Source organism: Streptomyces fodineus, assembly GCF_001735805.1.
Classification (GTDB): Bacteria; Actinomycetota; Actinomycetes; order Streptomycetales; family Streptomycetaceae; genus Streptomyces; species Streptomyces fodineus.
In genome coordinates this window covers 9627788-9645113 of sequence record NZ_CP017248.1, presented here as the reverse complement: position 1 = coordinate 9645113, position 17326 = coordinate 9627788, and the positions used below count along the sequence as shown (strand labels likewise).

The 17326-nt window shown below is 68.4% G+C and carries 16 protein-coding genes and 1 pseudogene; 7 read left to right on the top strand and 10 right to left on the bottom strand.

The features are described 5' to 3' along the window. The first annotated feature begins 634 nt into the window (after positions 1-634). Positions 635-2320: a ribonuclease J gene (locus tag BFF78_RS41895; protein ID WP_069782475.1), complete on the top strand. Its 1686-nt coding sequence runs from the start codon at positions 635-637 to the stop codon at positions 2318-2320. On the opposite strand, the gene BFF78_RS50385 is transcribed toward BFF78_RS41895, so the two are convergent. The 3 genes from BFF78_RS50385 to BFF78_RS41880 all read right to left on the bottom strand — a co-directional run bounded on the left by BFF78_RS50385 (position 2307) and on the right by BFF78_RS41880 (position 4885). Continuing rightward, positions 2307-2642 (bottom strand): hypothetical protein, encoded by a 336-nt coding sequence (locus BFF78_RS50385; protein WP_069783245.1) that lies wholly within the window; start codon positions 2640-2642, stop codon positions 2307-2309. The two genes, BFF78_RS41895 and BFF78_RS50385, sit on opposite strands and share 14 nt — an antisense overlap. A gap of 377 nt (positions 2643-3019) precedes the next feature. Beyond that, a complete protein-coding gene (locus tag BFF78_RS41885) occupies positions 3020-3262 on the bottom strand; it encodes a DUF5302 domain-containing protein (protein ID WP_069783244.1) in 243 nt (80 codons plus the stop codon). A 207-nt stretch (positions 3263-3469) separates the two neighbouring features. Then, a complete protein-coding gene (locus BFF78_RS41880; protein WP_069783243.1) occupies positions 3470-4885 on the bottom strand; it encodes a DEAD/DEAH box helicase in 1416 nt (471 codons plus the stop codon). A 489-nt stretch (positions 4886-5374) separates the two neighbouring features. Between BFF78_RS41880 and BFF78_RS41875 the strand changes: the two genes are divergently transcribed. Then, entirely contained in the window at positions 5375-6721 is a 1347-nt protein-coding gene (locus tag BFF78_RS41875; protein ID WP_079161050.1) for an IS630 family transposase, read from the top strand. Positions 6722-6845: 124 nt separating this feature from the next. Then, complete coding sequence (locus BFF78_RS41870; RefSeq protein WP_069783242.1) at positions 6846-8288, top strand: lipase maturation factor family protein; 1443 nt, start codon at positions 6846-6848, stop codon at positions 8286-8288. Between the two features lie 45 nt (positions 8289-8333). Here BFF78_RS41870 and BFF78_RS41865 read toward each other — a convergent pair whose 3' ends face one another. The 6 genes and pseudogenes from BFF78_RS41865 to BFF78_RS41840 all read right to left on the bottom strand — a co-directional run bounded on the left by BFF78_RS41865 (position 8334) and on the right by BFF78_RS41840 (position 14773). Further along, positions 8334-8513 (bottom strand): hypothetical protein, encoded by a 180-nt coding sequence (locus BFF78_RS41865; protein ID WP_227026085.1) that lies wholly within the window; start codon positions 8511-8513, stop codon positions 8334-8336. A gap of 273 nt (positions 8514-8786) precedes the next feature. Then, entirely contained in the window at positions 8787-10406 is a 1620-nt protein-coding gene (groL, locus tag BFF78_RS41860; protein WP_069783240.1) for a chaperonin GroEL, read from the bottom strand. A gap of 1051 nt (positions 10407-11457) precedes the next feature. Beyond that, positions 11458-11852: pseudogene (locus tag BFF78_RS50380) on the bottom strand (DUF2267 domain-containing protein). 84 nt (positions 11853-11936) lie between these two features. Further along, on the bottom strand, positions 11937-12482 hold the full coding sequence (gene grpE, locus BFF78_RS41850) for a nucleotide exchange factor GrpE (protein ID WP_069783239.1): 546 nt from the start codon (positions 12480-12482) through the stop codon (positions 11937-11939). Positions 12483-12484: 2 nt separating this feature from the next. Then, complete coding sequence (gene dnaK, locus BFF78_RS41845; RefSeq protein WP_069783238.1) at positions 12485-14353, bottom strand: molecular chaperone DnaK; 1869 nt, start codon at positions 14351-14353, stop codon at positions 12485-12487. A 51-nt stretch (positions 14354-14404) separates the two neighbouring features. Further along, a complete protein-coding gene (locus BFF78_RS41840; protein ID WP_069783237.1) occupies positions 14405-14773 on the bottom strand; it encodes a J domain-containing protein in 369 nt (122 codons plus the stop codon). Positions 14774-15006: 233 nt separating this feature from the next. Here BFF78_RS41840 and BFF78_RS41835 point away from each other — a divergent pair, with 233 nt between their 5' ends. From BFF78_RS41835 to BFF78_RS41825, 3 genes are all read left to right on the top strand, one after another. Continuing rightward, entirely contained in the window at positions 15007-15381 is a 375-nt protein-coding gene (locus BFF78_RS41835) for an Hsp20/alpha crystallin family protein (RefSeq protein ID WP_335755379.1), read from the top strand. 181 nt (positions 15382-15562) lie between these two features. After that, complete coding sequence (locus BFF78_RS41830; RefSeq protein WP_069783236.1) at positions 15563-15940, top strand: STAS domain-containing protein; 378 nt, start codon at positions 15563-15565, stop codon at positions 15938-15940. Then, positions 15937-16314, top strand: coding sequence for a hypothetical protein (locus tag BFF78_RS41825; protein WP_069783235.1), 378 nt, complete (start codon positions 15937-15939; stop codon positions 16312-16314). The genes BFF78_RS41830 and BFF78_RS41825 overlap by 4 nt, the downstream gene beginning before the upstream one ends. Before the next feature lie 97 nt (positions 16315-16411). Here BFF78_RS41825 and BFF78_RS41820 read toward each other — a convergent pair whose 3' ends face one another. Continuing rightward, positions 16412-16774 (bottom strand): Hsp20/alpha crystallin family protein, encoded by a 363-nt coding sequence (locus BFF78_RS41820; RefSeq protein ID WP_335755378.1) that lies wholly within the window; start codon positions 16772-16774, stop codon positions 16412-16414. 340 nt (positions 16775-17114) lie between these two features. Between BFF78_RS41820 and BFF78_RS47130 the strand changes: the two genes are divergently transcribed. Next, positions 17115-17252, top strand: coding sequence for a hypothetical protein (locus tag BFF78_RS47130; RefSeq protein WP_165289348.1), 138 nt, complete (start codon positions 17115-17117; stop codon positions 17250-17252). The last annotated feature ends 74 nt before the right edge of the window (positions 17253-17326 follow it).

The window sequence follows — 17326 nt, the reverse complement described above, 5'->3', positions numbered from 1 at the left end:
CGAAGGGCTGGATCGCCCGTGAGGCTCGGCCGATGGTGATCAAGCAGCTTCGCGCCCTTCTTCTGCACAAGGCTGCGGCGAGGCATGGCCTCTCCCCGCCGCCGACTGTTCTCCGGGTGGGCCCCACCGATCATGCGTGACCGGCCCCCCACGACGTCACCTTGGACTTCCCGGAACCGGCTCGAGACCACGGACGAGCCGCCCCCGCGCGACCTCGTCGTCGAGTTCGATGGGGCACCACATCGGCTTCCTGCACGCCGGGCGGGAGCGGCAAGCGCTTCTGGGACACCGCCATCTGTCTGCCCGGCGAAGGAAGCTGCCTCGGGGCCCTCTCAGCCCACTTGCTCCTGAGCGCCGAGGACACCCGAGTCTCGACTACTGCGAGTGGACCAGTGCCGAGGCCCGCCGGGAGGCAGCGAACGCCGGAAAACACGACAGGGTGCACGAGATCTTCTCCAGCACCGGGCGAACGGTTCGGCCACGGAAGGTGGTACCGCTTTCACCGCTCCCTGTCCCCGGTCGCCGGCGTGATCCGATCCTGCCGAGGCACGCTGCGGGTGCCCCGCTCCGTCGGGAAAAGGAGATCGCACAGGCAGTGGATCACCCTGTCCCGCTCTCCGGGTACCGTCAGGGTATGAGTCATCCGCACCCCGAGCTGAAAGCCGCCCCACCCCTTCCCGAAGGAGGGCTGCGGGTCATCGCCCTGGGCGGCCTGGGTGAGATCGGCCGCAACATGACCGTCTTCGAGCACGCGGGCAAGCTCCTGATCGTCGACTGCGGCGTGCTGTTCCCCGAGGAGACCCAGCCCGGCGTGGACGTGATCCTGCCGGACTTCACCTCGATCCGGGACCGGCTGGACGACATCGTGGCCGTGGTCCTCACCCACGGCCACGAGGACCACATCGGCGGCGTGCCGTACCTGCTGCGCGAGCGGTCCGACATTCCCGTCGTCGGCTCCAAGCTGACGCTGGCGTTCCTGGAGGCCAAGCTCAAGGAACACGGAATCCGGCCGCGCACGGTGCCGGTGCGGGAGGGCGACCGGCGTGGCTTCGGGCCCTTCGACTGCGAGTTCGTGGCGGTCAACCACTCCATCCCCGACAGCCTCGCGGTCGCTATCCGCACCAGGGCCGGGATGGTGCTGCACACCGGCGACTTCAAGATGGACCAGTTCCCTCTCGACGACCGCATCACCGATCTGCGCGCCTTCGCCCGCCTCGGCGAGGAGGGCGTGGACCTGTTCCTCACCGACTCCACCAACGCCGAAGTGCCCGGCTTCACCACCTCCGAGCGAGAGCTGAACCCGGCGATCGAGCAGGTGATGCGCACCGCGCCGCGCCGGGTCATCGTCTCCAGCTTCGCCAGCCACGTGCACCGCATCCAGCAGGTCCTGGACGCCGCCCACCAGCACGGCCGCAAGGTCGCCTTCGTCGGCCGGTCGATGGTCCGCAACATGGGCATCGCCCGTGACCTGGGCTATCTGAAGGTCCCCTCCGGTCTGGTCGTGAGCACGAAGGAGCTGGAGAAGCTCCCGGACCACAAGATCACTCTGGTGTGCACCGGCTCCCAGGGCGAACCGATGGCCGCGCTGTCACGGATGGCCAACCGCGACCACATGATCCGCATCGGCAAGGGCGACACCGTCCTGCTCGCCAGCTCCCTCATCCCCGGCAACGAGAACGCCATCTACCGGGTGATCAACGGACTCACCCGGTGGGGCGCCCACGTGGTCCACAAGGGCAACGCCAAGGTGCACGTCTCCGGGCACGCCAGCGCCGGCGAACTCGTCTACTGCTACAACATCGTCAAACCCCGCAACGTCATGCCCGTGCACGGCGAATGGCGCCACCTGCGAGCCAACGGCGACCTCGCCATCCGTACCGGTGTCGACCCCGAACGGGTCGTCCTCGCCGAGGACGGCGTCGTCGTCGACCTGGTCGACGGGCGCGCGTCCATCACCGGCAAGGTCCCCGCCGGCAACGTCTACGTGGACGGCATGGAAGTCGGCGGCGCCACCGAAGCGTCCCTCAAGGACCGCCTCACCCTCGCGGCCGAAGGCGTGGTCACAGTGGTGGCGATCGTCGACGCAGACACCGGCGCCCTCGCCGAGGCCCCCGACTTCCTGGCCCGGGGCTTCGTCCACGACGACGCCACCTTCGAGCCGGTCATCCCCGTCATCGAGAAGACCCTGGCCACCGCGGCCGAGGAAGGCGTCGGGGACGCGCACCAACTCGAACAACTCGTCGCCCGCGCCGTGGCGAACTGGGCGTTCCGCACCCACCGCCGCAAGCCCCTCATCATCCCCGTCATCATCGACGCCTGAGCCGCGGCTTGGCAGCACGGTCCCGGTTCCGGCCGCGGCCCCGCGAGCATCGAGGCCGGGCACGCCCGGACCGGACGGTGGCGAAGCCGCCGGGCTCGACGAGGCGGATCGCCTCGCCGTGGGTGGCCGGCAGGTCCGCGAGGGAGTCGGTGTTGCGGGCGACGGCCCTGTCGCCGCGCTCCAGGGCCGCCTGCGCAAACTCGCGGCCGAAGCCGCGGGAGGAACCGGTGACATGGCGGCGGTGCACCCCTCTCAGATGCTGCACAAGATCGGACAGCGTCCACTCGGGGCAGGCCGGCACCTGCACGTCGTGGCTGGGCACGAAGGCGACCGCTGCCCGGAACGCGACCGTCTGTGCGTCGTTCAGCCGCAGCAGGACGGGGAACGAATGTCCTTGCCACGCGGATGTCTACCGTCACCCCGGACAACCGCAGTCGATTTTCACAGCGGTACAGGGGCACGCAAGGCGCGCAACACCGGCCGCGTACCCTCGGACAAGGCAGTGCCCTCATCCCGGAATTCCAGTTCGGCGGCGCCACCAACCCGAGCCAACCGCATCTGGGCCATTCCCCCAGGCGAGTCCCCGGCTACGCTCCGCCCGCAACGCGCGCACGGGCATGCGCACGTCGCGGGCCACTGCACGGGACGCGCGAGTGGATAGCCGAGTGGTGAAGCGGTTAGATCGCGGGACTCATCGACTCAGCCGCCGCTCTTGCGCCTGAACGACCGCTGGCTCGCAGCCGGGCCGTGCGCCGAACGCACCTTCGATGCATCGGGCTTGGCGGCAACATCAGCGGCATCCGCCTGCGCACCGCGCTTGCGCGCCAGGGCTTCGCGGAACTTGCGCTTGAGGTCGTAGTTGCCGTCGCTGTCCGGCTCCAGAGGGGACGTCTCGGGGGCAGCCGGCTCCGAACCTTCCGTAGATACGGGCTCTGCGGTCATGGTGACCTCCTGGGTTCGGGGGGGTGGGCAAGCACAGCTTGTCATGCCGGGCGCAGTGCGAGGTGCCGGCAACATCATCCTGCTCCGTTTCGGCGGGCATCCCTCCCGCGGCCAAAGGCGTTGACTTCGTAGGTGAGGCACACAGGACGGCTTCGGGCCGGGCCGAGGGTTGTCGATCCCGTGGCCAGGCTGCCAGGGCAACGGCTCTCAGCCGTTGCGACGCACGAGGGCGGCCCTGCGGGCCTCGGCGAGCTTGCGGGCCTCGCCCGCCTTTCGGGACTTGCCGCCGGCGCCGCGGGAGGTGCCCTTGCTGGTGCCGAGGCCGCGGAAGGGAACGTTGGTGTTCTTGGGTCGGGGGACGGCGGGCTCGCCGTCGAGCGGGATCCCGGAGGGAGTCTTGGCGCCGGTGATCCGGCTCAGCTCCGCCTCGCCCGAGCGCACCTTGGTGACGGTCGGCTCGATGCCGGCCCCGGCCATCATGCGGCTCGTCTCACGGCGCTGGCCCGCCAGCACGAGCGTGACCACGCTGCCGGACTCACCGGCGCGGGCGGTGCGGCCCGCCCGGTGCACATAGTCCTTGGCATCGGTGGGCGGGTCGACGTTGACCACGAGATCGAGGTCGTCGACGTGCAGGCCACGGGCAGCGACATTGGTCGCCACCAGAACGGTGATCTGGCTGTTCTTGAACTGCGCCAGGGTCCGTGTGCGCTGTGGCTGGGACTTGCCGCTGTGCAGGGCCCCGGCGTGCACCCCGCTGGCCCGCAGATGCCGGGTGAGCTGGTCGACGGCGTGCTTGGTGTCGAGGAACAGCAGTACGCGGCCGTCGCGGGCGGCGATTTCCGTGATGACGGCGTAGCGGTCAGGGCCGTGGACGACCAGAACGTGGTGCTCCATCGTCGTGACTGTGCCCGCGGCCGGGTCGACCGAGTGGACGATGGGGTCGTGGAGGTAGCGGCGGACCAGTTGATCGACGTCGCGATCGAGTGTGGCCGAGAAAAGCATCCGCTGACCGTCGGGGTGCACCTGGTCGAGCACGTCGGCAACCTGCGGCAGGAATCCCAAGTCGCACATCTGGTCGGCCTCGTCCAGCACGGTGATTCTCACCCGTCCCAGGCGGCAGGCGTTGCGCTCGATCAGGTCGTGCAGGCGTCCGGGGGTGGCGACGACCACCTCGACTCCCTGGCGCAGCGCAGCGACCTGCCGGCCGATCGACGTTCCGCCGACGACCGTGGCGATTCGCAGCCGCAGTGCCTGGGCGTACGGCGCCAGCGCCTGGGTGACCTGTTGGGCCAGCTCGCGGGTAGGCACCAGGATCAGAGCAAGGGGCTGCTTCGGTTCCGCGCGCCGCCCGACCGTCCGTGCGAGCAGCGGCAGGCCGAAAGCGAGCGTCTTGCCTGATCCGGTGCGCCCGCGTCCCAGGATGTCGCACCCCTCCAGGGCATCGGGCAGTGTGGCGGCCTGGATCGGAAAGGGTTTGCGCACCCCGAGTTCGCTCAGTGTCCGCAGCACCTCCGTCGGCAGTTCCAGACCGGCGAAGGTGACGGCCGGGAGCAGCGCCGGGGTCGTTGCCCCAGGCTGGGCGGGACTGCCGTGAGCGATGCCGGAGTCATTGGGATGCTTCATAAACAGCCTTCTGCAAGGGAACGTACCGAGGAAGGCCCGGCAGGTTTGAACAGCCCACGCACAAGCCGAACGGAACAGACAGAATCGCCCACCGCGACGACCACGCAACGCGTGAGACTAACACATGGCATAACCTCGCGCCGCTGATACCGATCGTCCCTGTGTACGGGTGCTGGCAGCGGGTCGGCCTGGAACAACCGTTCCCCTTGAAGAACGGCCCCACCCCACAGGCGAGTTGTCGAGCCACGCATCGAGCCTTACGAGCGGGGCGCCGGGCGGGGCACCAGGTCCCTGCTGCGGGTGCAGGTCAGCAAGCCGGACGCCGTCCGGCCCGATGCTGACCATTTGCTGACCGGGACGTGGCGATCAACGCTTCGACCTGCGGAAGTTCCCAAACGCTAGATCTTGGACTTATGCATGGTGCGCAGCATTCAGCACTCCTAGTGTGATGCGCCTGAAATCGCAGGCTTAAGTCTGTAGCCTGTTTTCATGTCTCGGGGTCCTCGTGCCGTCGAAGTTGTGCTGTCCGATGAGGAGCGCGCCGAGTTGTTGCGCTGGGCGGGCGGGGCAGTGGCGCCCCGTCTCGCCGAGCGGGCACGCATCGTCTTGGCGTGTGCGGATGGGAAGCCGAATACGCGTGTGGCGGCGGAGTTCAAGGTAACCGCGGACACGGTGAGGAAGTGGCGCTCGCGGTTTGCTGCCCGGCGGATGGCCGGGCTTGCGGATGAGCCGCGGCCGGGCCGACGCAAGTCGGAGCTGGTGCTCAGTGATGACGAACGGGCTCAGCTGACGCGTTGGGCGAGGCGCGCGAAGACCGCGCAGTTTTTGGCTCTGCGCGCGAGGATCGTGCTGCGGTGCGCGGAGGGCGGGACGAACAAGCAGGTGGCGGCCGAGCTCGGGGTGAGCGAGCAGTCGGTGAACCGCTGGCGGGCCCGGTTCGTCAAGCGGCGGCTGGACGGTCTGGTCGACGAGCCGCGGCCCGGCCGGCCGCCGTCCATCCTGCTCGACCAGGTCGAGGACGTGGTCGTCGCGACGCTGGAATCCGCCCCGGGCCAGGACACCCACTGGTCGCGGGCCTCCATGGCCGCCCGCACCGGGCTGTCGAAGTCCACCATCGGGCGGATCTGGAAGAAGTTCGACCTCAAGCCGCACCTGCAGGACGCCTTCAAGCTCTCCACCGACCCGCAGTTCGTCGCGAAGGTCGTCGACGTCGTCGGCCTGTACCACAACCCGCCGGAGAAAGCCGTGGTGTTGTGCGTGGACGAGAAGAGCCAGATTCAGGCGCTGGACCGCTCGCAGCCGGTGCTGCCGATGATGCCGGGCATGCCCGAACGGCGCACCCACGACTACCTGCGACACGGCATCACCAGCCTGTTCGCCGCCTTCAACATCGCCGACGGCACTGTCATCGGTGAACTGCACCGCCGCCACCGGGCCGTCGAGTTCAAGAAGTTTCTGGTCACGATAGACAAGGCGGTTCCTGCCGGGCTCGATGTGCACCTGGTGTGTGACAACTACGCCACCCACAACACCCCCGAGATCAAGACCTGGCTCGGCAAGCACCCCCGCTTCCATGTCCACTTCACTCCGACCGGCTCTTCCTGGATCAACCAGGTCGAGCGGTGGTTCGGCCTGCTCACCGACAAGCTCATCCGCCGAGGCGTCCACACCTCGGTGAAGGCGCTGGAGGAGGACATCAGGGCCTGGATCGACTCATGGAACGAGAACCCCCGGCCCTTCACCTGGACCAAGACCGCCGACGAGATCCTCAAATCCCTCGCCGACTACCTCACCAAGCTCACTCCGCCAGCCACCGAAAATCAGCGAGAGACTTAAGCCTGCGATTTCAGGCGCATCACACTAGATATTTGCGATAATTGGATAGACCAGGAACGGGGTAAATGTCAAGATGACGAGAATAGGGTGTTAGCGCCAGGCGGATGTGCGGAGGCATGCCGTCATGGACTGGTTCACGGACCCCGACTACTGGCTGGGCCGGATGCTTTTCCAGCGCGGTCTGGCCGTGCTGTACTGCGTCGCGTTCGTCAGCTCGGCCTTGCAGTTCCGCGGGCTGATCGGGGAGCGGGGGTTGCTGCCGGTGCCGCGCTTCACCGCGCAGGTGGCGTTCAGGCGGGCTCCGAGTATCTTCCAGCTGCACTACTCGGACCGTTTCTTCGCCGCCATGGCCTGGACGGGCGCCGCGGGCTCCGCCGCGGTGGCGGCGGGTGTGCCGGACCGGCTGCCGCTGTGGGCGGCGATGGTGATGTGGGCGCTGCTGTGGGCGCTGTACCTGTCCATCGTCAACGTCGGGCAGACCTGGTACGGGTTCATGTGGGAATACCTGCTGCTGGAGGCCGGCTTCCTGGCGATCTTCCTCGGCAACGACGACGTCGCGCCGCCCGTGCTGGTGCGAGGGCTGCTGATCTGGCTGCTGTTCCGGCTTGAGTTCGGCGCCGGACTGATCAAGCTGCGCGGCGATTCCTGCTGGCGGGATCTGACGTGCCTGTACTACCACCACGAGACCCAGCCGCTGCCCGGCCCGCTCAGCTGGTTCTTCCACCACCTCCCCAAGCCCGTCCATCGCGTGGAGGCAGCGGCCAATCACGTCGCACAACTCCTCGTGCCGTTTGCCCTGTTCGCTCCGCAGCCGGCGGCGAGCATCGCCGCCGGCTTGGTCATCGTCACCCAGCTGTGGCTGGTCGCGTCCGGCAACTTCGCCTGGCTGAACTGGCTGACGATCGTGCTGGCGCTGTCCGCGATCGGCGGCTCGCAGGTCACCGGCGCGCTGGGTCTGCCTCCTGCGCCGCGTTTCGCCGCCGTGCCGGTGTGGTTCGAGGGCCTCGTGCTGGCTGTCGCCGCCCTGGTGGTGGTGCTCAGCTACTGGCCGGTGCGTAACCTGCTCTCCCGCAGCCAGGTCATGAACGCGTCCTTCACTCCGCTGCACCTGGTCAACACCTACGGCGCGTTCGGCAGCGTGGGCCGCACCCGGTACGAGCTGATCGTCGAGGGCACCGACGAGCCGGAGATCACCGAAGAGACCGTGTGGAAGGAGTACGTCTTCAAGGGCAAGCCGGGCGGCATGCGGCGGCTTCCGCCGCAGGTGGCCCCGTACCACCTCAGGCTGGACTGGCTAATGTGGTTCGCCGCGCTCTCCCCTGTGTACGCGGCCGGCTGGCTCCCCGCCTTGCTCCTCGCCCTCTTGGAGAACAACCCGGCCGTCCTGCGTTTGCTGCGCCGCAATCCCTTCCCGGGCTCGCCGCCTGCTTTCGTCCGGATCTGCCGGTACGAGTACCGGTTCACCAGCTGGTCGGAACTGCGCGCGAACGGTGCCTGGTGGAGCCGCACCTTCCTCGGCGAGTACGTGCCGGCCGTCGCCAAGCGGCAACCGGTATCCAGCCCATGAGGCCCGGGTTCCGCAGGAGACTCGGCCCTGGCTCGGCTTTCGGGGTCATCGTGCGCAGCCGACGTCGAGGACTTCGATGATGTCGTCGTGGGTGGTGTAGACAAGCCAGCACCATTCGCCGAATGCTGCGGCCAGACCGGAGACGTGTGCCTGCGGTGTCCTGGCAACGGCGTCGATGAGCGTAATGATCTCCTCGTGCGTGTCGTTCGGGACGCCGAACAACACGCCGGCAGCGGGTCGGACCACTTCGACTCTCAATGCCCCCTGCAGACGAACCGAAGCACCTCTGGCGGCTCCCCTCTCCACCGGGCGTCTGGCCTACGGGCCACGATTTTTCCGGGCTCAGGAGAACGGCAACAGGCTGACCACACCTATTCCGGTCGGGGCTGCCGGTACACGAGTCCCCCGGGGTTCCCATGCGCGCCGCTGGGCGGGCGCCGGCGGTCTGCTGTTGCGGCCACCGGCGCCCGCCTCGGTCCCTCTCCGGGCACGCGGCGATCAGAATTCGGCGTCGGCCCCGGCGGCGGCCGGTTCCTTTTCCTCGGGCTTGTCGGCGACGACGGCCTCCGTGGTGAGGAACAGCGCGGCGATGGAAGCGGCGTTCTGCAGCGCGGAGCGGGTCACCTTCGCCGGGTCGATGATGCCCGCGGCCAGCATGTCCACGTACTCACCGGTCGCGGCGTCCAGACCGTGGCCGACGGGCAGCGTACGGACCTTCTCCACCACGACACCGCCCTCCAGACCGGCGTTGCGGGCGATCTGCTGCAGCGGAGCGGTCACCGCGCGGCGGACCATCTCCACACCGGTCCGCTCCTCGTCGTCCACCTCCAGCTTCTCGAACACCTTCTCGGACGCCTGCAGCAGGGCCACGCCGCCACCGGCGACGATGCCCTCCTCGACGGCGGCCTTCGCGTTACGGACGGCGTCCTCGATGCGGTGCTTGCGCTCCTTGAGCTCCACCTCGGTGGCGGCGCCAGCCTTGATCACGGCCACGCCGCCGGCGAGCTTGGCCAAGCGCTCCTGCAGCTTCTCGCGGTCGTAGTCGGAGTCCGAGCGCTCGATCTCGGCGCGGATCTGCTTGACCCGGCCCTCGATCGCGCTGCCGTCGCCGGCGCCCTCCACGATGGTGGTGTCGTCCTTGGTGACGACCACCTTGCGGGCCCGGCCCAGGACGTCCGTGCCGACGTGCTCGAGCTTCAGGCCGACCTCGTCCGAGACGACCGTGGCCCCGGTGAGGACCGCCATGTCGGCGAGCATGGCCTTGCGGCGGTCGCCGAAGCCCGGGGCCTTGACGGCCACCGACTTGAACGTGCCGCGGATCTTGTTGACGACCAAGGTCGCCAGCGCCTCGCCATCCACGTCCTCGGCAACGATCAGCAGCGGCCGGCTCTCCTGTATCACCTGCTCCAGCAGCGGCAGCAGGTCCTTGACCGCACTGACCTTGGAGCCGACGAGCAGGATGTAGGGGTCCTCCAGGACCGCTTCCATGCGCTCGGTGTCGGTGACGAAGTAGGGCGAGATGTAGCCCTTGTCGAAGCGCATGCCCTCGGTGAGCTCCAGCTCCAGGCCGAAGGTGTTGGACTCCTCGACGGTGATGACGCCTTCCTTGCCGACCTTGTCCATGGCCTCGGCGATCAGCTCACCGATCATCCGGTCCCCGCCTGCGGACACCGCGGCCGTGTTGGCGATCTCCTCCTTGGTCTCCAGCTCCTTGGCCTGCTCCAGCACGGCCGCGGATACGGCCTCGACGGCCTTCTCGATACCGCGCTTGAGAGCCATCGGGTTGGCGCCGGCGGCGACGTTGCGCAGCCCCTCCTTGACCAGGTCCTGGGCGAGCACGGTCGCGGTGGTCGTACCGTCACCGGCGACGTCGTCCGTCTTCTTGGCGACTTCCTTGACCAGCTCGGCGCCGATCTTCTCGTACGGGTCCTGAAGCTCGATCTCCTTGGCGATGGACACACCATCGTTGGTGATCGTGGGGGCGCCCCACTTCTTGTCCAGGACCACGTTGCGGCCCTTGGGGCCGAGCGTCACCTTCACGGCGTCCGCGAGCTGGTTCATGCCGCGCTCGAGGCCGCGGCGCGCCTCCTCCTCATAAGCGATGATCTTCGCAGTCATCGGTACGGTCTCCTCCGCATCGAATCCTTGAGTCGATGACGGTGGCTCGGGGTGACGCCCGCGACGTTCACCCGCGCGCCGGAGGTTTCCCTCACGGCCGCACGAGCACGTCACCCGACCCAGCCGTTAGCACTCTCACTGCGAGAGTGCTAACTCCTCGTTTAGCACTTCGGCCTGCACGGGGGCAAGTGGCCGCCTCGGATAGCTGCGCCCGGTCAACGCCGTTGCGCATCCGAGAGGGACTGGCAGGGGGTGCCGGGATGGAGCGGGTTCCTCGAGGGTGGAGCCGGTCCGGTGACCTCCAGGTGGCCGGGCGCAGCAGACGGTCGCCGAGGCGGTAGCCGGTACGCGCCGCGGCGTGCCTGCCGTTGCCGGAAGGTGTACTGCCTCCGCGGCGCGGCCGGAGCAGCGAGCACGCGATGCCGCTCCCGGGAAGCACGCCGCGACGCGGAGGCCACGGGGAAGTGCTGTCACAACTCCTGCCCCGAGCGCGCCCAGGCAGTGCGCCCGGGCCGGATAATCCCGCCACATTCCTTCGGCGTTCTAAACCGGTTTGATCCGTACCTCTCCACTGTGCCGATCGGCTTGGACCGCGTAGCCGACCTGCGTGAGGATCGCGAGTAACGCCTGGCGCAGCGCGGCCCGAATCCCTCGTACTCCGCGACCTGCCCGCCCCCGGATCCAGCTCTTGTACCGGCAGCCAGCCGACGACCACCTCGTCCTGCTCCTGGCGGACCCTCAATCCCGTGTCTTCCCGCGTCACTCGCCGACGCAACGTCGAACCCCGCACCTTCGGCTTCTGTGCTCCAGTGGGGCACGGAGGGCGGGCGAGGGGGAGATCAGGTGCCCGTCCTCCGCCGCTGCTCGTCCCCGGCCGCCGGTCGGCCAGCCCGAGATCGCTCACCTGGACCCGCTGACGGCGATCTTGCGAGGCTCGGCGCGCTCGGCGATCGGGATGCGCAGGCTGTGTTGGCCACACCCTGGCCGAGCGGCGGTGGTGGTCTCCACGCCGACGGTGTGGCCGTATCCGGGGGTGCCTCAGATCCTGGTTTCAGCTGACCAGGTCGGCTTTGCCGAACAGAACGGCGTAGCCGGAGGGGAGCTGGCTGAGGATCTGGTTCAGCTCACCGCCGGAAACGGCGCCCGCCAGGGTGGTCAGGACCGCGCTGGCGTCCCACTCTGCAGTGCGCGGCCGGGCCCCGGTCCGCTCGGCGACCCTGCGGTAGAACTCCTCGATCCCGAAGCTCTCGGCCTGCGCCTGCTTGGCCTCGGCCACCGCCTTTCCGAGCGCGCTCCGGGCAGCTGGGAGGCAAGGTCATCGACCTCGCCGGGGCTGATGCGCTGGGCCAGCACGCTCAGCACCGCTTCGGTGACCTTTGCGGCTTCGTCCTGGCTGTCGTATTCGCCGAGCTCACGTACGCGAGCGAGGAACTCATGGTGCTGCATCGTTTCGTCACCTCCGCTTGCCGGCAATCTCGGGGCATCCAATGCGATGCCGTCTTCCCCGGTACCCGAGTAGGGGCACGCCTGTCAGCTCCGCGAGACGGGCAACGGCGGCTCACCTGCCGGGGCGGATGAATCCCGTACGCCGCACTCCGGCGTCGATGCGCTCCTCGCGGGCGGGGCCGGCCCGGTGACCTCCACGGTGGCCGGGCGCAGCAGGCTCTCGCCGAGACGGTAGCCGGGACGCAGGACCGCCGAGCACACCAGGCGGTCCGCACGGGGGACAACATGATGCGTCAGAGCGTCGTGGCAGGCGGGGTCGAACCGATCGCCCACCTCACCGAACGACGTGACGCCCAGCGAGCCGAGCTGCTCCTGCAGACTGTCGGCGATGTCCCTCAGACCAGGCGTGAGCGGCTCGTTGGCGCACGCCCGGTCGACAGCGTCCAGCACGGGCAGCAGCGCCTTGAGCACGTTGGCCACCGCGATCTCGCGCACGGCCAGGCGGTCCCGCCGCACCCGCTTGCGGTAGTTGTCGTACTCGGCCTTGATCCGCTGCAGGTCGGCGGTCCGCTCCTGAACCAGGCGCCGCAGCTGCTCAAGTTCGGTGCTCTGCGGACCGCTCCTGGTCATCGTCAGCCAGCCTCCGGCTTGTCGTCGTCGACGATCTCTGCGTCCACCACTTCATCCTCGGGCCCACCGGCCGCACCGCCCGGGGACGCTCCGGCCGCACCCGCCGGTTGCTCGGCCCGAGACTTCTCGTACAGGGCCGTTCCGATCTGCTGCGCGGCCTGCGCGGTACGGTCGATCGCCTGCCGGATTGCCGCCGTGTCCGCACCCTCCTCCTTCAGCTTCTCCTTCAGGTCGGTCAGCGCCGTCTCCGTCTCGGACCTGGCGTCCGCCGGGATGTTCTCCGCGTTGTCCTTGAGGAGCTTCTCGGTGGAGTAGACGAGTTGCTCGCCCTGGTTGCGGGTCTCGGCGGCCTCACGCCGCTTACGGTCCTCCTCGGCGTGCTGCTCGGCCTCCCGGACCATGCGGTCGATGTCGTCCCTCGGCAGCGCGGAGCCACCGGTGACGGTCATCTTCTGTTCCTTGCCGGTGCCCAGGTCCTTGGCGGAGACGTGCATGATGCCGTTGGCGTCGATGTCGAAGGCGACCTCGATCTGCGGCACGCCGCGCGGCGCGGGGGCGATGCCGGTCAGCTCGAACATGCCGAGCTTCTTGTTGTACGCCGCGATCTCCCGCTCACCCTGGTAGACCTGGATCGTCACCGACGGCTGGTTGTCCTCGGCGGTGGTGAAGATCTCCGAACGGCGGGTCGGGATCGTGGTGTTGCGCTCGATCAGCTTGGTCATGATGCCGCCCTTGGTCTCGATGCCCAGGGACAGCGGGGTGACATCGAGCAGCAGAACGTCCTTGACCTCGCCCTTGAGGACACCCGCCTGCAGGCTCGCGCCGACGGCGACGACCTCGTCGGGGTTGACGCCCTTGTGCGGGTCCTTGCCGGTCAGCTCCTTCACCAGCTCGGTCACCGCCGGCATACGGGTCGAGCCGCCCACCAGGACGACGTGGTCGATGTCGGACACCTTGATCCCGGCGTCCTTGATCGCGTTGTGGAACGGCGCCTTGCACCGCTCCAGCAGATCGGACGTCAGCTGCTCGAACTGGGCCCGGGTCATCTTCTCGTCCAGATGCAGCGGACCCTCGGCGGACGCGGTGATGTAGGGCAGGTTGATCGTGGTCTCCGACGAGGAGGACAGCTCGATCTTGGCCTTCTCCGCGGCCTCGCGCAGCCGCTGTACGGCCATCTTGTCCTTGGCCAGGTCGACGCCGTAGTTGTTCTTGAACTGCTTGACCAGGTGGTCGACGATCCGCTGGTCCCAGTCGTCACCGCCCAGGTGCGTGTCGCCGTTGGTGGCCTTCACTTCGATGACGCCCTCACCCATCTCCAGCAGGGACACGTCGAAGGTGCCACCGCCGAGGTCGAAGACGAGGACGGTCTGGTCGTTCTCCTTGTCCAGCCCATAGGCCAAGGCCGCCGCCGTCGGCTCGTTGATGATCCGCAGCACGTTCAGGCCAGCGATCTCACCGGCCTCCTTCGTCGCCTGCCGCTGGGCGTCGTCGAAGTACGCGGGCACGGTGATCACCGCGTCCGTGACGTCCTCGCCGAGGTACGCCTCCGCGTCCCGCTTCAGCTTCTGCAGCACGCGCGCGGAGATCTCCTGCGCGGTGTACCGCTTACCGTCGATGCTGCCGTGCTCCGGGAACCGCCAGCTGTGATCGCCCATGTGCCGCTTCACCGAGCGCGCGGTGCGCTCCACGTTCGTCACGGCCTGCCGCTTGGCGACCTCGCCGACCAGCACCTCACCGTTCTTGGCGAAGGCCACCACCGACGGGGTGGTCCTCGCCCCTTCCGTATTCGTGATGACCGTGGGCTCGCCGCCCTCGAGGACCGAGACCACCGAGTTCGTCGTTCCCAGGTCGATACCGACCGAGCGCGCCATCTTTGCTTCTCCCTCCTCACCATGCTCTGCTTCACGTTTGCGATCGGGGCTTCATCGGGATGCCGGCTCCCACCGGACGGGACCGGCCCGCAGCGGAGGCTCGGGGCGCACGACCCCGAGCACCACGAGGTAACGCGGCGCCGACCGGACCGGCCGCGCGACGACAGGGCCGGGGTCGTATGCCCGCCCGGCCGTCCGCTGGTACGTCTGGTCGTACGCCGCGCGCAGGACCGGATCGCGGAGCGTCTCGTACGCCGACCGCACCTCGCCGAACCGTTCGGCAGTGACCGCATCCACGCGGGTGTCGGGGCGCAGCTCCCGCACCCGGGCGCGGAAGGCAGAAGTGATCACCTCGGCTGTCGCCGAGGGCTCCACCCCCAGCACCGCATACAGGTCTCCGCCCTGGTCCCTCGCTGGCATCCCGCCACCTCCTCGCCCACTGCGAGCTGCGACTTCACCCGTACTTGCCTCAATATCTGAGATAAAACTTGAGTCTCATCTTGTCAAGATTTGATGAGGGAGGTATAGGGATTTCAGAGGCATTCCGGGCTCCCGAAGCCCGGAATGGGCAGACCGCCAGGTGAAAGGAGCTGCACGATGGCTGCGCTCATCCGCACCGATCCCTTCCGGGACCTCGACCGGCTCACCAGCAGATGTTCGGAGCCCCGGCACAGCCGGCCGTCGTGCCGACCGACGGCTATCAGGGCGGCGCCGCCTTCGTCGTCCACTTCGACCTGCCCGGCGTCGATCCCGACACCGTCGACCTCAACGTGGAGCGCAACATGCTGACCGTGCGAGCCGAGCGGCCCGGCCTGGACGCCAAGGAGGCCGACCTGCTCGTCGCCGAGCGGCCCCACGGCGTCTTCAGCCGCCGGCTCCTGCTGGGCGACTCGCTCGGCCCTGAGAAGATCACCGCCCACTACGACGCCGGCGTGCTCACCGTGAAGATCCCGGTGACGGAAGAGGCCGAGCCCCGCCGCATCGAGATCGGCCGGAAGGGCTCGGAGTCACAGCAGATCGAGAGCTGACATCCCGCCCCACGGGAAGCAAGCGGAAGAAGTGACACATAAGGAGTGACACATAAGGAGGGAACACAGGTAGACAACAGCAGACCGCGGCATCGACGACATGACCGTGGGCCGCCGCACCCTGAACGTCGTGCAGCGGGCCACGGCTGGCGCTGAGCGGCAGGAGTGAGGACCATTGGCTGTGTTCCTCGCCTCGCACTGGGAGAACGGCTGGGCCGTGACGGAGATCAAAGGGGCCCTGGACACCACCACGGCCCGTGAGCTGTGCGATTACGTGGCCGCCGTCACCGCCAAGCACCGGCACTTGCTCAACCTGATCGTGGACCTGTCCGAGCTGACCTGGGCCGACACCGGCGGCCTGGCTGCCCTGATGTCCGTCCGGGCCATGCTGGAGGAGGACGAGGGAGAGCTACGCCTGGTATGCCCCGAAGGGCGGGTGGAGCGGCTCCTGCGCGACAGCGGACTCGCCCATGCCCTGCCCGTCTACCCCTCCATCGAGGCCGCGCTCACAGCGCCCCGGACCACAGTCGCCAACCGGATGGGAGGTGCCGTGCCGTGATCACCGAACTTGCCGTCGAACGAATCGAGTTCACCTGCGGCTCGTGCTGGCACCGCTGGAGCGTCGACTACGACGTGCAGCGCTACCGGGACGCCCTCGATGCCGAGTGGGAGGTCTTCTACCGCGACAACACGGCGGTTCCCTCCCCCTACACGCCGCAGGGCGCTCCGCCCTGCGAACACTGCGGCCGGCGCTGGGTCGGGCGCCTCGTGGCCCGCCGCCCCGTGCCCCTGCCCGACGCCGAAAGGCCACGCAGCCGCGTTCCGGCCGAAGGCGGGCACCGCCCCGAGCGGCACACCGCACCGATGCTGCACGCCGCCGGCCATCCCCAGCCGCACGCGCGAGCCGAGCATCCATCCACGGAAACGTCCTGATCGGCCAGTCGGCCCGGGACGGTCACCACATCCAACCCGCACCTGCCCTCGTACGGCGCGCACCGCACGGGGGCAGGGCTCACTGTCCGAGCTGGGGTCACTGTCCGGACGTGATCTCGATGCGGCGTGGTTTGGCAGCGTCCGCCTTCGGTACCTTGACGGTCAGCACACCGCCCTCGAGGGTGGCCTCGACATTCTCGGGGCTGATGTCGCCGGGCAGCGCGGCGCGGTACTCGAACCGGCCGGTCCTGCGGGTGCTGCGGCGCAGCATGCCGGTGCGCTGGCGTTCCTTGAACTCGCCGGTGATGGTCAGTTCGCGTTCGGTCATCTCGATGTCGAGGTCCTCGCGCTTGACGCCGGGCACCTCGACTTCGACGAGGTAGGCGTCATCGGTTTCCGACAGGTCAGCCAGCGGCGACCAGGCCATGCCCTCCGTCATGGCGCCCATGGCGCCGCCCATGGTGGACTCCAGCAGGGTCCCCATCCTGCCGATGAGATCGTTCAACTCGGCGAGAGGATCCGTGCCCCAGCCTGGGAACCGCCGTTCAGCCAGGGGCCCGCCGCGTCACACAGGAAGTGCCATTACTCCTCACCTCCACACAAACGTACCTTCTGTCACTTTCAGGCGATTCCTGGTGGTGCTTCGCGGCCCGGCCGGATTGCGGTCACATGGAGAAGCGCTGTGGTCGCACTCGTGAACTGTGTGAGCTGCGACATTGCCAGCGGGAGCGGCCGGCGCCCACGATGAGGCGGACGACAGACGTCAAGGAAAGCAGCTCCTCATGGGTGATCATGTGCATGTGCGACTCAGTCAGGGGCTGAGCGTGTCGGAAGAGGGGGAACTGGTCGAGTACTCGCGTTGCCGGTGCGGTGCCACCTTCACCAAGGTGTTCGACGCCGACGGCGGGGAGCCGGAGTACCCGGGCCTGTCGTCCTGATTCGCGCCTGTGTCAACGGCGCCGGTGCTTACCGTTGATCGCGGGTCGGGCCATCGTAGGGGCGGACGACCTGC

Coding starts and splice junctions, on each gene's coding strand:
- BFF78_RS41885 (WP_069783244.1), bottom strand. CDS start 3,262: ATGACCGCAGAGCCCGTATCTACGGAAGGTTCGGAGCCGGCTGCCCCC.
- BFF78_RS41870 (WP_069783242.1), top strand. CDS start 6,846: ATGGACTGGTTCACGGACCCCGACTACTGGCTGGGCCGGATGCTTTTC.
- groL (WP_069783240.1), bottom strand. CDS start 10,406: ATGACTGCGAAGATCATCGCTTATGAGGAGGAGGCGCGCCGCGGCCTC.
- BFF78_RS41880 (WP_069783243.1), bottom strand. CDS start 4,885: ATGAAGCATCCCAATGACTCCGGCATCGCTCACGGCAGTCCCGCCCAG.
- BFF78_RS41835 (WP_335755379.1), top strand. CDS start 15,007: ATGTTCGGAGCCCCGGCACAGCCGGCCGTCGTGCCGACCGACGGCTAT.
- BFF78_RS41895 (WP_069782475.1), top strand. CDS start 635: ATGAGTCATCCGCACCCCGAGCTGAAAGCCGCCCCACCCCTTCCCGAA.
- BFF78_RS41820 (WP_335755378.1), bottom strand. CDS start 16,774: ATGGGCGGCGCCATGGGCGCCATGACGGAGGGCATGGCCTGGTCGCCG.
- BFF78_RS41875 (WP_079161050.1), top strand. CDS start 5,375: ATGTCTCGGGGTCCTCGTGCCGTCGAAGTTGTGCTGTCCGATGAGGAG.
- BFF78_RS41840 (WP_069783237.1), bottom strand. CDS start 14,773: ATGCCAGCGAGGGACCAGGGCGGAGACCTGTATGCGGTGCTGGGGGTG.
- grpE (WP_069783239.1), bottom strand. CDS start 12,482: ATGACCAGGAGCGGTCCGCAGAGCACCGAACTTGAGCAGCTGCGGCGC.
- dnaK (WP_069783238.1), bottom strand. CDS start 14,353: ATGGCGCGCTCGGTCGGTATCGACCTGGGAACGACGAACTCGGTGGTC.